General features: G+C 43.0%; 11 protein-coding genes. 5 read left to right on the forward strand and 6 right to left on the reverse strand.

Translation table 11 applies throughout. The features are described from left to right. Window positions 1–421: 421 nt before the first annotated feature. The 5 genes from uvrA to BM736_RS16965 all read left to right on the forward strand — a co-directional run bounded on the left by uvrA (window position 422) and on the right by BM736_RS16965 (window position 8,520). Entirely contained in the window at window positions 422–3,253 is a 2,832-nt protein-coding gene (gene uvrA, locus BM736_RS16945) for an excinuclease ABC subunit UvrA (RefSeq protein WP_076414327.1), read from the forward strand. A gap of 103 nt (window positions 3,254–3,356) precedes the next feature. Beyond that, the gene (locus BM736_RS16950) at window positions 3,357–3,728 is read left to right on the forward strand and encodes a hypothetical protein (RefSeq protein WP_076414329.1); all 372 of its coding nucleotides are present in this window, start codon (window positions 3,357–3,359) and stop codon (window positions 3,726–3,728) included. Between the two features lie 317 nt (window positions 3,729–4,045). Next, window positions 4,046–5,020: a M28 family peptidase gene (locus BM736_RS16955; RefSeq protein WP_076414331.1), complete on the forward strand. Its 975-nt coding sequence runs from the start codon at window positions 4,046–4,048 to the stop codon at window positions 5,018–5,020. A gap of 239 nt (window positions 5,021–5,259) precedes the next feature. After that, window positions 5,260–7,086, forward strand: a complete 1,827-nt coding sequence (locus BM736_RS16960) for a DEAD/DEAH box helicase (RefSeq protein WP_076414332.1) — start codon at window positions 5,260–5,262, stop codon at window positions 7,084–7,086. Window positions 7,087–7,566: 480 nt separating this feature from the next. Beyond that, window positions 7,567–8,520 (forward strand): hypothetical protein, encoded by a 954-nt coding sequence (locus BM736_RS16965; protein ID WP_076414334.1) that lies wholly within the window; start codon window positions 7,567–7,569, stop codon window positions 8,518–8,520. Between the two features lie 47 nt (window positions 8,521–8,567). On the opposite strand, the gene BM736_RS16970 is transcribed toward BM736_RS16965, so the two are convergent. From BM736_RS16970 to BM736_RS16995, 6 genes are all read right to left on the reverse strand, one after another. After that, window positions 8,568–9,104 carry an acyloxyacyl hydrolase gene (locus BM736_RS16970; RefSeq protein WP_076414336.1) on the reverse strand — a complete coding sequence of 179 codons (537 nt, stop codon included), beginning with the start codon at window positions 9,102–9,104 and terminating at the stop codon, window positions 8,568–8,570. A gap of 170 nt (window positions 9,105–9,274) precedes the next feature. Further along, a complete protein-coding gene (locus tag BM736_RS16975; RefSeq protein WP_076414338.1) occupies window positions 9,275–10,465 on the reverse strand; it encodes a capsule biosynthesis protein in 1,191 nt (396 codons plus the stop codon). 249 nt (window positions 10,466–10,714) lie between these two features. After that, a complete protein-coding gene (locus BM736_RS16980) occupies window positions 10,715–12,829 on the reverse strand; it encodes a capsular polysaccharide biosynthesis protein (protein ID WP_076414340.1) in 2,115 nt (704 codons plus the stop codon). Between the two features lie 171 nt (window positions 12,830–13,000). Next, window positions 13,001–13,798 (reverse strand): 3-deoxy-manno-octulosonate cytidylyltransferase, encoded by a 798-nt coding sequence (gene kdsB / locus BM736_RS16985; RefSeq protein ID WP_076414342.1) that lies wholly within the window; start codon window positions 13,796–13,798, stop codon window positions 13,001–13,003. 72 nt (window positions 13,799–13,870) lie between these two features. Beyond that, window positions 13,871–15,058, reverse strand: a complete 1,188-nt coding sequence (locus BM736_RS16990; RefSeq protein ID WP_218638768.1) for a galactosyltransferase-related protein — start codon at window positions 15,056–15,058, stop codon at window positions 13,871–13,873. Window positions 15,059–15,471: 413 nt separating this feature from the next. After that, entirely contained in the window at window positions 15,472–17,040 is a 1,569-nt protein-coding gene (locus BM736_RS16995) for a stealth conserved region 3 domain-containing protein (RefSeq protein WP_076414344.1), read from the reverse strand. Window positions 17,041–17,073 lie beyond the last annotated feature (33 nt).

Consider the following 17,073-nt stretch of genomic DNA (forward strand, 5'->3'; position numbering starts at 1 on the left):
TAACTGAATGCAGCTTCGAGATTGCGAAAGTGTGACTTAGCCCTTTAAGGGCGCTGAAGAACAGCGACGAGAACGTGACTTAGTCACTCCGAGTTCGGGCTTCGCCCTTTGAGAACGCAGCAAAGCTGCTACGAGGACACAATTATTCTTTTATCTCGCAGCCAGTGTAAATCCATTTACTTAGGCAGTTCGTCATCCATGACTCTCGCTCATGAGCTCATGGCTTCACTATATTCACCTTTTTGACGAACTCGAAGGGAACGGGTTCCCGCTCTCGTAGCGCAGCGTTCTCGCAGTGAGCCAGCGAACGACCTCGAAGTGAGTTTACGAACACTCTCATATTTCATAGTTAAAGCTACTCTGCTTTTATCCATTTTTGTGCGATAATCGATCTCTTTTTTATTCGGCAATAGAGAGACAGATGGACAAAATTGAAGTACGTGGCGCTCGTACCCACAACCTCAAAAACATCGACTTAACCATACCTAGAGATAAGTTGATTGTGATCACCGGCCTTTCAGGTTCAGGGAAATCCTCTCTCGCCTTCGACACACTCTATGCTGAAGGGCAGAGGCGCTATGTTGAATCATTATCAGCCTATGCTCGCCAATTTTTAAGCTTAATGGAGAAGCCTGACGTCGACTTAATTGAAGGTCTGAGTCCCGCTATCTCGATTGAACAAAAATCGACATCTCATAATCCAAGATCTACGGTCGGCACCATCACTGAGATCTATGATTATCTGCGACTACTATTTGCTCGAGTCGGTGAACCTCGCTGTCCAACCCATGGCCAGCCATTAGCTGCACAGACCGTCAGCCAGATGGTTGATAAAGTGATTGAGCTACCTGAAGGCAGCCGTCAGATGTTGCTCGCTCCTGTGGTCAATAACCGAAAAGGTGAACATGTAAAACTACTCGATAGCTTGGCCGCTCAAGGTTTCATTCGTGCCCGTATCGATGGTGATGTCTGTGATCTGACCGATCCACCGGAATTAGAACTACATGTAAAACACACCATTGAAGTTGTCGTCGACCGATTTAAAGTACGAGATGATATTCAGCAACGCCTTGCTGAGTCATTTGAAACTGCCCTAGAGCTTTCTGGTGGTATTGCCACCGTCGCCAGCATGGATAGCGACAAAAAAAATCAATCTGAAGAACTGCTATTTTCAGCTAACTTTGCCTGCCCTAAATGTGGCTATTCGATGGCAGAGCTTGAACCGCGCATTTTCTCATTTAACAACCCAGCAGGTGCTTGTGGCACCTGTGATGGTTTGGGTGTACAGCAGTTTTTCGATGCTGACCGCGTGATCACTAACGGTGAACTGTCACTCGCTGGCGGAGCTATACGTGGCTGGGACAGACGTAATTTTTACTACTTTCAAATGCTCACATCACTGGCCGAACACTATAAGTTTGACGTTGAAGCGCCTTTCCAGTCGCTTACCGACAAGGTTCAAAAGCTGGTGCTTTATGGCTCAGGCAAAGAGAGCATCGCCTTTAAATATATTAATGATCGCGGCGATGTCGTGGCGCGTAACCACCCGTTTGAAGGCATCCTAAATAATATGGATCGCCGCTATCGAGAAACTGAGTCTAATGCAGTCCGTGAAGAGCTAGCAAAATTCATCAACACTCAATCTTGTCAAAGCTGTGGCGGTTCACGTCTGCGTGAAGAGGCAAGAAACGTCTTCATTAAAGATCTCAACCTTCCTGTACTCACTGAGTGGTCTATCGGTGAAGCGATGGATTACTTTAGTCAGTTAGAGCTTACGGGGCAGAAAGCTCAGATCGCCGAAAAAATCCTTAAAGAGGTACGAGACAGACTCGGGTTCTTAGTCAACGTCGGCCTAAACTACCTCAGTTTATCTCGCTCTGCAGATACACTATCGGGTGGTGAAGCGCAGCGCATTAGATTGGCAAGTCAAATCGGTGCAGGCTTGGTAGGTGTGATGTATGTTCTCGATGAGCCTTCTATTGGTTTACACCAAAGAGATAACGAGCGCTTATTGCAGACCTTGATACACCTTCGCGATCTTGGCAATACGGTTATCGTAGTTGAACATGATGAAGATGCGATAAAAATGGCTGATCACGTTATCGATATCGGGCCAGGTGCTGGTGTTCATGGTGGCGAAGTGATCTGCGACGGTACCCTTGATGATATTCTCAAGTGTGAATCATCAATCACAGGTCAGTACCTTTCTGGTACTAAGCAGATCCACATCACTGAAGATAGAGTCGAGTACGATGGCGACAAACTTATCGAGCTATTTGGCGCCAGTGGTAACAACCTAAAAGATGTTGACCTGACGATTCCTGTTGGCCTATTTACCTGTGTCACCGGCGTTTCAGGTTCAGGTAAGTCGACATTGATCAACGACACCTTCTACAAAATCGCTCACAGGCAACTTAACGGCGCCACGGTGGATGAGCCAGCCCCCTATGAAAGTATTAAGGGCATGGATCATTGTGACAAGGTGGTCGATATCGATCAGAGCCCGATTGGCCGAACGCCGCGCTCAAACCCTGCAACCTATACCGGCATCTTCACTCCTATTCGTGAACTGTTTGCAGCAACTCATGAGTCTCGTGCTCGAGGGTATAAACCTGGCCGCTTCTCCTTTAACGTTAAAGGCGGACGCTGCGAGGCCTGTCAGGGGGATGGCTTAATTAAAGTTGAGATGCATTTCCTGCCCGATGTCTATGTTCCTTGTGACAGCTGTAAGAGTAAACGCTATAACCGTGAAACCTTAGAGATTAGATATAAAGGTAAGAGCATCCACGAAGTATTGTCGATGACTGTAGAGGAAGCCCGAGGGTTCTTTGATGCAGTACCGGCAATCGCGCGTAAGCTACAGATGCTAATGGAAGTTGGCTTGTCATATATTGGGCTAGGACAGAGTGCAACGACTCTATCGGGCGGTGAAGCACAGCGAGTAAAATTGGCTAAAGAGCTATCGAAGCGCGATACAGGTCAAACCCTCTATATACTCGACGAACCAACAACGGGTCTGCACTTTGCCGATATTCAGTTACTACTAGATGTCTTACATCGACTAAAATCCCACGGCAATACCATAGTGGTGATTGAGCATAACTTAGATGTGATAAAAACTGCAGATTGGATCATCGACTTAGGGCCTGAAGGCGGCTCTGGTGGGGGAACGATTTTAGTCAGTGGCACACCAGAGGAAGTGGCTCAGCACCCTGACTCTCATACTGCTCGCTTTCTTAAGCCTTTGCTGTAAAATCATCTGTTAAACTAGTCTATCGACTATTAATAAGCCCAAGCTTCAATAGCTTGGGCTTACTTTAAGATTTATAACAGATAGAGAAATACCACGCTCGCTTATGTTCACATTGAAAAATATTCTGCTAACACTTGCTTTAGCAACCAGCTTTGGCTTACTTGTTATTACCGTTATTGACCCACTATTCGGCGCGTGTCATCGATTCGAAGCTAAGGTGATCACAAGCGATGCCCAATCGAGCACGATCACCCTACCCAATGGACGTGTCACCGTACTCGATAAAGGTAACTTAACGCCCAATAGCGAGATTAAAGTCGCGGCTAAATCTCGGTTAGTGTCAGGTGTTGAAGAGTACAAATTCAAATCAGTTATCTCTGAAGCTAAGCCAAGTTCAGATTATTACTCCGATAAGAGTTCACAAAAAGAAGCCATGGTCATCTCAGGAGAGGCTGCAGTAAATAGCACTGAGTAATACCAGCTGGGGAACGGAGAATAGAGGGCCTGATGAGAGGAGCGCACTGTAACTCTATATATTGAATCCCTGTTGAATAGAGCCTGATGAATAAAGTCTGATGAAAGATATGAGACTCGGGTATAAGTAGCCGTTTGATAGAAGTAGCTGTCACTATCAGTTTCCGAAAGAAATAGATGTAGACATAAATAGTTGTCGAATATTGCAACTAAGTTAGATACTTTAAACAGATAAAAGCTCGTATTGAAAGGTGCCGGATGGATCCAATCCCTCAAAAATGCGTTAACTCGTTCAGCATAAAACCACTATGCAGACTCATGGCTCTATTGCTACTTGCTCAGCTTGTATCTGCTTGCAGCCAGCTAAACACAAGCAACTCCCCAACCTGCCGCTCTCAATTATCATTAAACTGGGCTACAACAGATAAACTTCAAGAAGATCTAACTATACTCAGCTCTCGCGTGTTTCAAGGAAGAAAAACCGGTACAGCTGGCGCAGAAAAAACCAGGCAGTTTATTGCAAAAAGGTATAAAGAGATTGGCCTTAAACCATGGCAAGCTGAGTACGGCATGCCTTTTGATTACCAACTTGGCTTCAGTGAGCATGAAGGCATCAATATGGTTGGAGTGCTACCCGCAGAGGAAGCATCAGATAAATGGCGACTGGTGATAGCCCATTACGATCATTTAGGCATAAAAGGAAGCCGGATCTATCCCGGTGCCGACGATAATGCTTCAGGTGTTGCCGCCTTACTGCAGCTTGCGAATCAACTATCACTAGATGCAAAAGCGGGCACCAGTGAGCCAATTAATTACCTCTTTGTTGCCACAGATGCTGAAGAACCTGGGCTGTTTGGTGGCTATGCCTTAACTGATAAGCTCAATGAATCGGGCACAAATCCGCAAATTGCTCAAATAGAGCTTGCGATCAATATGGATATGATTGGCCGGCCAGGTCGTCCTTATGTGATCTATTTAGTGGGTGGGAAAAATTTTCAACATTTCGATGAGATAAAATCACAATTAGCCGATGTATCTGGCTTATGCATCAAGACTAAACACCCAAGACCAGTTGGAAGAAGTATTCAAAAGGTCGATTGGCTCAGAGCATCAGATCACTACCCAATCCATAAGGCTGGCATCCCCTGGCTCTACTTTGGCGTAGCACCACACAGGGACTACCACTCCCAAACTGACACAGCAGAAAAGATCGATCTTAATTTTCTGGCCGCTGTGAGCGAATCGGCCTATCAACTACTGATAATTGACAGCTTAAAGCTAAAAAAACACTGAAAACTATCTCTTAAAATTATTTTTTAATCACCTAACTTATTAATTGGCTTAGTATTTGCTTAGGTTTTTTCATATAACACAGCTCAATAGCCATTATTAATTGGTAATACCATTTGCACCCTGCTATAATAATCGGCTTACTGATAAGTTTTTCGGTGCGGGAAGTCGACACGGGGTTGATTTTCTGTCTTTAAACCCAGAGGCCTTTGCCTCTCTGCTATACCACAAGGCTACAACCCATGTCATCCAATGAACAAACTTTCCGCGAACTCGGTCTTGCCGAGCCTTTGTTGCGTGCTCTTGACGAGCTCGGCTACGAAAAACCAACTCCTATTCAGGCCGCGAGTATCGATCCTCTCATGGCCGGTAAAGATATTTTAGGTCAAGCTCAAACTGGTACAGGTAAAACAGGTGCTTTCGCACTGCCTCTACTAAACAGCATTGATCCTACAACTAATGCACCTCAAATTTTAGTGCTTGCACCTACACGTGAACTTGCTGTTCAGGTTGCTGAAGCGTTCGGCAGCTACGCAAAATTCATGAAGGGCCTACACGTACTGCCAATTTACGGCGGACAGAGCATGCATCAGCAACTGAATGCCTTGCGTCGTGGACCACAGATCATCGTGGGTACTCCAGGCCGAGTTATGGATCATATGCGCCGCGGTACGCTTAAGCTAGAATCGCTTAAAGCTATGGTGCTTGATGAAGCCGATGAGATGCTAAAAATGGGTTTCATCGATGATATCGAATGGATCCTTGAGCACACACCTAAGCAGCGTCAGCTAGCACTATTCTCAGCAACTATGCCTGAGCAGATTAAGCGTGTAGCTAACAAGTACTTGGCTGAGCCAGTACACGTTAAAATTGCTGCAACAACAACGACTGTTGAAACCATCGAACAGCGTTTTGTACAAGTTTCACAACACAACAAACTAGAAGCACTTGTACGTGTTCTAGAAGTTGAGAAGACTGAAGGTATTATTATCTTCGTTCGTACTCGTAACAGCTGTGTTGAACTGGCTGAAAAGCTAGAAGCACGTGGCTACGCTTCATCACCACTACACGGTGATATGAACCAACAAGCCCGTGAGCGCGCAGTTGACCAACTTAAGCGTGGCAAGCTAGATATCATCATTGCTACTGACGTTGCGGCCCGTGGTCTTGATGTTGAGCGTATCGGACACGTAGTAAACTACGATATCCCATATGATACTGAAGCTTACGTTCACCGTATCGGCCGTACAGGTCGTGCTGGCCGTACTGGTATGGCGATCCTTTTCGTTACACACAGAGAGATGCGTATGCTACGCACTATCGAACGTGCAACTAAGAGCCGCATCTCGCCAATGGATGTACCTAGCCCAGAGACAGTGACTGAACGTCGTCTATCTCGCCTAGGTGAGCAAGTGTCTGACATTATCGCTAAAGACTCTTTAGATTTCATGAAGGGTGCAGTTGCACAACTTTGTCAGCAACTAGAAGTTGATACCGATATCCTTGCTGCAGCACTTCTACAGCAGGTACAGAAAGACCGTCCACTACAGTTACCATCTATCCATGAGCGTCAGCGTGACAATCGTGATGATCGCAATTCACGCGATCGTAATGACCGTAACTCTCGTGACCGTGGTGATCGTCCACGTCGTGACTCTCGCCCAACTCCTACTGACCTAGGTAAGGCTGACTCACTTAAAGACAACCCAGACGTTAAGATGTGTCGTTACATCATAGATGTAGGACGTGATAACGGTGTTGGCGTTGGTAATATCGTAGGCGCAGTTGCTAACGAAGCTAACATCGACAGCCGCTACATCGGTCAGATCCAACTGTTTGATCAAGTTACTGCAATTGATCTTCCAGATGGTATGCCAAAAGATGTATTACAACACCTTAAAAAGGTGCGTGTATGTGGCAGACCATTGAATATCCGCGAAGCTGAAGGCGCTGAAATCCCTACTGGTGATAGCCGTCCAGCACGTCGCCCACGTCGCTCTTCAAGCGATCGTCGCCCATCAGGCGATAGAAAGTCACATCGTAAGGGTAACGCCTCTAAAGAGAGCTAATACCGCTTAATAAAAGCGATTTGATCATAAAAAAAGGAGCCTAAGGCTCCTTTTTTTATGTCTCTAGATTTATGCTTCCACAAAATTAATCTAGTTAAAAACTGAACGGCCCTATCGAATTAGCACAAGTGATGTCGAAAAAGTGTGAATCCCCATGGGCCGAGTCACTATAACTTAATCATCCCCTAGAATTTACGATACGTACGTTAAAAAAAGTAACTAACAACACGTCAACGCAACCTTCAACACTCAAACCAAAAACCTTTAGTAAGCATTAAAAGAACAAGAGAAAAACCTCACAAAAACCATAAAATACATAACCTTAACAAGGCGAAGATAAAGTGAGACCTAGATCTCACTCATTCAAATCCATCAAAGATTTTAAGGCGCACTTAAAAATACAATAAGCCACAGAGATATCAAGCGATGCTCTAGATATCAAAATTTGATGCGTTCATCATCCATAACCAAGGCTGTATTTTGCTAACTTTCCATAAGACTGTCCGCCAACGCATAGGCAATGTGATCGTTCAATATCGACTGCTCAATATCAATGAACCAGTAGTGATCACTTTCCCGCCCGGCTCTGATGGGCTCACAGAGCAAGAGGCACGTGAAGGGACAGCTCCTTGGAGTTATAACTTTTTTACTAAACAGCATAAAAACATCATCTCATTTACTCATATAGGCAAAGATGAATATTATCGCTCTATCGAGTTGCAGAACTTTGTTAAATATCTTGGCTCTAATCTTACCGATTTCTCTGAACGAATAGGCTATGGGGTTAGTAGGGGGGGGTTTGCGGTCGCCTTACACGCTAATACTTTAAAGTTAGATAGAGCCCTACTTATGATGCCTTTAAGCTCTTATTCAGCAAAAGTCGCTCCTTGGGATCCAAAAGTGCTAAAAGCTGAAAAGGCAACACAATACTGTGGGTACAACAATGATGGTGCAGAGTGTAAAACACCACTGACGATTATCTACGATCCCCTATTTAAAGCTGATCGTCTGCATATGCAACGCTTTCGCTGCGAAGTCCATAAACTCAAGATTTCAGGAGTAGGCCATCGAATAGCTCGTACCTTAAGAGACCTTGGTTTACTAAAAAAAATCGTCCTCGATTTTGTTGATAATAAATTAGATACAGAAAACTTCCCAAGGTTAGTCAAAGGAAGACGAGAACTGGATTTTTATCATAAAACCCTCTGCACGAATCCAACCGGAAAGCTCACGCTTAAACGTAAGAAGGTGATCTACTATCACAAGGTATTATGGAAGCTTAAGCACATTGAAGAAGAGCCAAGAAAAATAGCGAAAAGATTGCAAGAGAGCATTCAAAAGCGCATTTCAGCGCCGCAAAAGCTCATGCTAAGCTCGAAGAACTTCATACCAGCAAAGATGTTTGTAGCATCTAACTTTTTTGTGTTTTGCTAGGCGAACGATAGTCGTTCGCCTACACAGTCAACTCAGCAACGACTCAACTAAAACTGATATTGCAGGTATACACTGTGACCATCGAATGAAGGGTTGATGTCATATTCCCCACCATTTGAGACGTGCAGATATGCATACCCCATCGACCAATGATCAGTAAAATGATAACCCGCACCTAACTTACCAAAATACTGCCAGGGCCCACCGTAATCTTTATAAGCAAGGCCCTGTATGCCGTATTCATACTCCTCTAGCCAATACATCCCTCCCTCAATAAATATCTCAATATCAAAAATGGCCTGCCAGCCAAAGCCTCCACCAGCCCCAAGCATCAGGCCATTATCGTTATCGGTTATCTGGGTACCTAGATTAAAAACGGGATACCAAGATAAGCTTGGGACACTTTCTCCAAATGAAAACTTGTGCAGGTAACTACACTCAGCGATCTCAATATCAATATTTTGTTTAGTGGTAGGCGTGGAGTATAGGCAACGTATATTGCTAGCTGCATTCGCAGATGCATGAGAGAAGAGTAATAGCGCAATTATGCCCAAAAAAGTAGATTTACTTGAGAGTATTTTCATAACAATTCAATTCCTTAAGCAGCCAACATCAAGGTTATACTTATGACCACAAAAGGATAATACGAAGTTACGAACTGGTTAACAACAAGGTGGAGGCAAGTGTTTCAAATTGACACATAAGTGACTAATTAACTGGCGATTTTCTACAAAGGTTAAGTCTAAGGCTAAGTTCATCTAGCCATTATTTTTAGCTCCGCTCTTTCGACTAACAATTTTGAGTCCTTGTAAAAATCACCAGCGACTTGAGATTCAGCGCAAAGATAAGCTCTAAACTTGGCAAATAAGCGCTCATCAACCTCTGCAGGTCTCAGCCAAAAGCTATCTAGATGATTTTGATAAGTTAGGCCTTCGATATCATAAAGCGCTTTACCAAGAACCTTTGTAGGTAAGCTGTGCAGCAACGAAGAGATCCCCACCGTACTATTAACAGTAACCACGCCTTTGGCATGATGGTAAACATCTGGCAGATTAAAATCGTGACCATATAGCACGCGCCCTTCAAGGCCGAGCTCAGTCACCAGCGCATTAATCAAAGCGCCATAATGTTCAAAACCACGATTTTGCGGATGGTGTTTAATCAGTAATGCAGCTTCTTTGCTGGCATGCATCGAAAAGGAACGCAGAACATGCTCAATCACTTGTTTAACTGAATCAAACTCTGAATGCTCTCTAAGTTGAAAATCTACTTCAACCTGTAGAGGCAGCAGAAAGAACTGTTTATCAAACTGACTGATAAATCGCTTATAACGAGGGGGGTCTGTTAACTTAGCGGACCACTTTTCAATGATACTCTTAATCCAGAAGTAGGTTTCCTGCCTAAATAGCCAAGGTCTATGGTGAAAGTAGTTTTTAAAACGTGGCCTTAAAATCGTTAGCCAGGAGTAATAACAAAATGAAAACCAGGCTCGACGTGCAAAAGTAGGCGTGACTTTATGGCTACTGACACTCTCAGCCACATCAATTTCATCGCTTAAGTTATCGAGTTGGTTAAAGAGCGGGGAGTTCGCATTACAACCGCCTCTCTCTAGCGTGACAAACCCAGCTCTGAGGTAACCCTCCTCGAATGACCAAAATTCAACATTAGATTCCTGAGCTACCTGCCGCGCAACTTTATGGTAAAAACGACAATCTCCATACACCACAACTTTATCAATCTTATGCTCATCAATATATTGAGTTAAAAACGCCTGCCACTTATCAGGTGTTCCGTAATAGTCGGTAATATGCTCGGCACCAGCATAAAAACGATCACCACCATTAAAGTTGATCTTATGTGTAGCGTGCCCTTTAGCTGAAAAGTAGCTGCTCAATAACTTAAAAAAGGGCCCTAATGGCCCCTGTAAAAACAAAATCTGACTCATAAAATTCCAATGATAGAACGGGCTTCGCCCCCCGATAACGCAAACAAGTTTGCTACGAGGACGGTCGTAATCTCGCTGTGAGTTACGAGAGCGGGAACAAGTTCCCTTCGAGTTCGTTCGCAGACTCACTTCTAGTAAAATCAACAGCTAAGCCTAGGCTTCTAAAAGCCTTTATCTTATAAAAAGCTTTTCACCACGAAGGACATAGTGAACACGAAGAGGAGCACGCGCTCATAACAACGTCACTGCTTAAACCTTCCAGGCTTCATAAAAATATCTAACTTTTCTGCTAAAGCGTGAAAGCCATGAACTGCTTAGCTGTAAACCCGCCTTTCCCTGCTGCTCATATTGCGCCCTCTCCTCACTCAATAAACGGATCACTCTCTCAGGTGAAGTGAGCTTGCCCGTAGTCCAATCAACATAACTGGGGTAGCTGACTAAGGTGACATAAACAAGCTGCTCTAAGCTCAGTTTATTTGTTCTTTCAGCAAACACAATCGCATCATCAGTCAGCCCCCAACCGGCATAAAAGGGTGAGCCATAGGTCGTCACCTTTTTGCCACGTAGCAAGGCTTCAAAGCCCGTTAACGAAGTAATAGTGCATACACGGTCACATAGCATAAGCACAGATACAATATCGATATCAGCTAAGTAGATATCGGCATATTGCTGTGCAGCCTGCTCGCCTAGCGCACCGGGTCGAACACCTGAATAGAGGTCGGGATGCTCTTTATACATAATAAAAGCATCGGGATAATCTTGTCTCACCTGCTTTATTAGCGCTAAATTGCTCTTCACCTTTCCGCGGCTTGAAGCAATTGATTGGTCTTGCTCAAACTGACCAGGCACTAAAATAAGCTCTCGCTGCTTATCAGCGCGCTTTAGCTGACCTATCTTTTCTAATAGCGGTTTGGCTGTATGTTTCTGCCCGACATTATATTTACTCAGCGCCCTTTTTACTAAGGTTTCTGCTAGTTGTTTTGCACGCTGACTCTGAGTATCACTTAAGCTAACATTGTTAAGCTTTTCCACCACATCTGATGGCCCATCTGGCGCATAATACATACCTTGACGGTCAATAACTAAGCACGATGGTCGACGCAGATCTGCCCCTAAGCCTACCGAGCGTATAAAGCCATCCTCCATAAACCAAACGGGGCAATATTGTTTCAACTGTTCGGCCCATTTAGCTCGGCTCTTCCCCCATAATAATACGGCAGCATTAGTATCAGACTGAATTAGCGCCTCTAATTTCTGCTGGTTTTTAATGTAAACAACCCGCTTCGCCTTCCTACCTATAAAAGGTTTAATAAATGCGCGCTTCCATAACGAAAAGCCAAATGCATAACAGGTATCAACGGCTTGATGTTGATCTTCAAGCTGTAATGCCAACCAATCTACAACCGCTTCCACCTCACAGCTTTCTTGGGTTTCTGGATCGAGGTAATTGGGATATTTGATAAGCGTTGCCGCAATAAGCTGTGCTAGCGTAAGAGTGTTTGTACGTCTATCACAACGCTGTTTGTCCTCAGTAAGTCCCCAGCCAGCATAAAAAGGCAAACCATAGCAGTGAACAGGCAAACCATAGAGCAGCGCTTCAAACCCGAGTTGCGATGTGACGGTATAGACACGTTCCACTTTAGAAAGCAGCGCCTTAAGCTCACAGTCATCACCAAGTAGATGAACTCTAGGGTCGCTACAAGCAGCAATATTTACAAAGCCCGACTTTTTTCCCTTAATCACATCGGGATGAGTTTTTACTATCACCTTTTGCTCAGGGTGAGCTGCCAACGCCTCCTCAATCATTTGAGAAAAGCTCGCCGATGTCCCCATCCCTTGGGTAACAGAGACATCACCTTGAGTTTGATCCACGACCAAAATCGCTGAGTTATCTGCTTGCTGCACTAGCCAATCCGGAAGCGCTTCACGCAGGTGATTATATTTTGAGATCCCTAATTGAGTGAGCTTAGCTTTAAGTGCTAATGCTCGCTGCTCATAGTCACTGTCATACCAAGCATCTATATCAGTACACAAATTTTCTAGATCGCTAGCACTCCCCGCATCATAGTAGATACCAGAGCAATCTTTAATCAAAGACAAACGAGGAGAGTTATCTAAAGGATGAGCCAGATAGCTGATGAAACCATCCTCTAAGCGCAGATACGGTAACTGTTCTTCATTGGCAAACTGACAAGCTTTTTTAGTATTGGCTTTATTGCCCCAGCCCACGACTACATCGCCATCAACAACTTGAGTCAAAGAGGTAAACTTCTCGATTTTCTGTTCAAAAAACTTAGCGATATGCGCATCTTTCGCAATGCCATTAGAACCTGTCCAAATTGTACTAGTCCGCGGGGAAATCATAAAACTCTCTAATCTATAAAAGGAAGTGCGCCACAAGTGGCGTCGAGTTACGAGTACGGGAACAAGTTCCCTTCGAGATCGTTAGTTAACTCACTTTGAGAAAATGCAACAACCAAGATCGCTACGCTTCGAAAAACAGAAGCGACGTACTCGAAGACGCTTACCAGCCCCCTAGACGCAACAAAGTTGCGCTATCCTTTCTCTGACTCGCTTTAGATCTTCTAGAGTATCCACACCATGACCTGGTGCTTCACTGATATTGGCAACCTGAATATGTATACCGTGCCACATAGCTCGCAATTGCTCTAAGCGCTCAAACTTCTCAATTTGAGTTTCTGATAACGAGCTTAAGCTCTCTAAAGTCCATACCCTGTATGCATAAATACCAATATGGCGTAGCCAAGGTCCGAAGTTCTGGTTAGCGCTTTCTTGTTGATTTATTTTAGAGCCACATCTATCGAGTGCATTAACACCAGAAAACATAGGAGAGCGTGAGAACAACATGGCCTTGTTGCTTCTATCCGTAAGCAATTTAACACAGTTAGGATCCCTTATCTCCGCTTCACTTTTGATAGGGCACGCGATGGTTGCAATGCCAGCTAAAAATGTATCAGACAGTGTTGATGCTGCAAGCTCAATGACATCAGCAGAGGTTAATGGCTCATCGCCTTGCAGGTTAACCACAATCTCGTTATCCGACCAAGTTAATTTACGAGCAACCTCAGCACACCGCTCAGTGCCACTTCTATGCTCACTCGAGGTCATCATCACCTGCGCGCCAAAATCACTCGCCACAGCAAAGATCGCCTCGCTATCGGTTGCAATAATAATATTTTCAGCTCCAATATTCGTTTCAAGCGCACGCTGATACACGTGCCAGACCATGGGCTTTCCATCAATTAGCTTAAGAGGCTTTCCAGGCAAGCGAGTAGAGTCCATTCTCGAGGGAATAATGATTTTATAATTCATAGTTTTATCAGGGTTATATAATTAGAGGGGAATGAACAAAAATCTCATTGAATTATTTAGATTTTGTCACCTTTATAGGTGCTTCATAAAAAGATCAGTAAAAAACAATCTAGGTTTTAACAATAGCTTCCTGAACTTACGCGACCTAGTACGCTTAACTGTTACACCTTCAGCCCAGTGAAATAACCCTGGATAGCTTTTTCTATCAAAGCCATACCTTGTCTGAGTTTCTTCTAGCCACTTATGAAATTGAGTTTTAAGCACTAAAACTGTTCTTTCATCAACCCCACAAGCACTTTTGATCGCTGGTGAATGACTTGATTCTAGACGCACTTGTTCAACACTACTCTTTAACTTCACCTCAAGTAGATGATCGTTGCTGTTACGCCGCCTGTGGTAATAACTTGCAAGGGGCCGAGGATGCCAAAGGTGGACAAAATATCGCTCCTCAAATAGGTGCTGAACAGCATATAAACTGAAGTACCGTCGAAAGCCCTGATAGTGGGCAGGATGCTGTGATTTAATATTTGCAGTGTAATCTTCAGGTAGCTTACCTATAGAATAATGCATACAAAGACGATGAACGAACTCCAGATCCTCACCACCATGACCTATAAAACAGGCATCAAATCCACCAAGCTTTTTAAACCATGCTTTATTTACCAATAAACAACTACTCGCTAATGCTATGCCGTCTGTGCTGCAGTTACTTCCCTGCATAAATGATTCAAGGTAGCTTTTAAAGTTAGCTGACATATCAGCAGCCAAAACCACTTTAGCTTGTGATTGAGCCAGCTCTTGAAGTTGTACTTGCAGTTCAGCCGACTTTTGCTGACTTAGGTACAAACAGGGAAACATCTCAAAGGCCTGCTCACCAATTGAGGTAAGACGCTCTGCTCTATCGACAATGGTTGCAAGCAGCTTAGGGCAAGCTATAAGGTCAACATCCATAAAAAACAGATATTTCCCCTTAGCACTGCCTACAGCTTCATTCCTTGCTTGGCCTGGGGAATAGGGAGTTGAACTACACATCTGTTTATTTAGTACAGTTAACTTCCCTGCAGCTTCAACACTTAGCAAATTTATCAGCGCTACGCTCTCTCTCGGTAACTCACCTGTAATATGTAGTACAACTTCGCAGTTATCTACTCTAAGTAAAATATCTACCAATTCAGTGAGTCTATTGTCACCAGCTAAATAGGGCCGCTGAGTATAAGGCACTATAAAGGCGAGAATTGGTGGGGGGTAAGCTGTATGCATTATTCGAGATGAACCTTAAACTAAGAAATAACATAACTTAAGCGCAGGTAGGCACTACAGTCAGTAATAAGAGAAACTTGATGCTAATATTATTAACAAGTTATGCGAAGATCTTATTACCACTCCAGCACCCACTCTGAATGTGAATATTCGGCAAGCAATTGCAAAGATGGTATTGAGGCAAGTAAGGTAACATTGACTCTGGAGCAGATAGCCCTACCTCAACTGCAGATTCAAGCATATAACTGCTGGAGAGGGTATCGTTACCGATTAACTCATCTTGGGTACCACTGGCTTCAGGAGAAACTATTAGAATATCATTGTAGTCTTACTTGCTTTTCTTCAATATACATTAGTAGAACGAATATTGTTTAATTTTTATATCAACCCCTCCCTCATACCAGTGACCTCAATTAACCTACATTATTATTTAAATTAACTTCAAACACAGACCTTTCTTTAAAATATGTATTAAGAAATGATACAATTGTTTTATTCCAGTGCTCATTCTTGTGGCTATCAGTTCCGTCATTAATACAAACCGTCAGTGCTCTTGACTTATCATTGAATATCACTTCACTTTTCTGATTAAGGAGGCTGTTAAACTGCTCTACATATTTTGAGTTTTCTTTGGCTAGTAATACTGTTGGATAGACTTTAATTGATCGACCTAAGTAGTATGAGTAATGATGGAATAGGAATGAGGTTATATTTATATCGTAGATAGTTCGAAATTTACTACTTCTTGTTCTTTCAAACTCATGCTTAAACTCTGACTCAATTTCGTTTAGAATATCAACTCTTAATGCTTGATGGGTATGCCGATGAAGCTGTGAAGGCATAATTGAAAATTTTGAAGCTAATAACCTTTGACTGTTCCTCGATGCGTTTAAGTAATCAGGACTGCTATCGCATACCTCACCATTAACATTACCATATGGTTCAAGTTTTATTTTGCAATTGCCATTAGGCTCAAAAAAATCAGACTTGTCAGTAGGTCTCATGAGAAGTATGTCATCATTTGCATATATAAAGTGATTCGACAGCCCCACTATTTTATGAAGGCAAGACTCAATAGCATGGGAGTTAAAGGTTGGAAGGTGCTCTTCGTTAATAATTGATTCATGATTGACCCACTGTAACCTATCGCTAACCTTTAACCAGCTTGGTGGTTGACAATTACTTACAATAAAAATATTTCTGACCCATGGAGCATACAGTTCTATAGATCTCAATGCATACTTCAACTCATCTCTCGAGTAAAATCGAGACTCATTATCAGAATCAGTCATTTCGGTGGAAGAATGAATCTTGTACATTGACTGCCAGTTTTTATCTTCAGAATTCACCCAGGTGAATACGTAGTCAATATCAAAGTTACATTCTGTTTCACAAGATTCTCCAAGTATTTTGCTATAATTATTAACTTTTCCTTTGTCAAATAACTGATGGGTATCTATAGTTGATTCCCATAACTTCCTTGAAATATGATTTGAAGAGGGTGACATTATAAATCCTTCATCTTCAGTCCATTTCTGTACCTCGAAATACACCCTCTCTACACGATTCGACTTGTTTGTAAGTCTAAACTGCTGAATTGGTTTTAGCCAGAATGAATTATAAAGTTCTTTTTGTGAGACTCCTTTTTTTAACCCTTCCCTCGTAATATGACTTAGCTCAAAATCATTAGACTCTAAACTACAAATAGAACAACATAATTCTTCAATATAGTTAGATCTTGTAAATGCAATCATTCTTTTACCTGGTTTTGGATCGATGAATGCAACTCTAGAATGTGTGGACAAATGATTTTTTACGAATAGTTTAATATCTTTTTCACCCGTTCGTTCAGCATTTATATGGTTAGTACTAACTGGTTGAATATTAAGATTGTCACTAGGCTCATTCATTTTACGAATTAGTTTGCTATCTCGAATAAATAATTTTGGTTTCGTTACTAACTTTTTAAATTTATTTAGCATTAATTCTTCCTCATTCTTAGTAAAACCCGCATG

Origin of the sequence: Shewanella sp. UCD-KL12, assembly GCF_001957125.1 — a bacterium.
Taxonomy (GTDB): Bacteria; Pseudomonadota; Gammaproteobacteria; order Enterobacterales; family Shewanellaceae; genus Shewanella.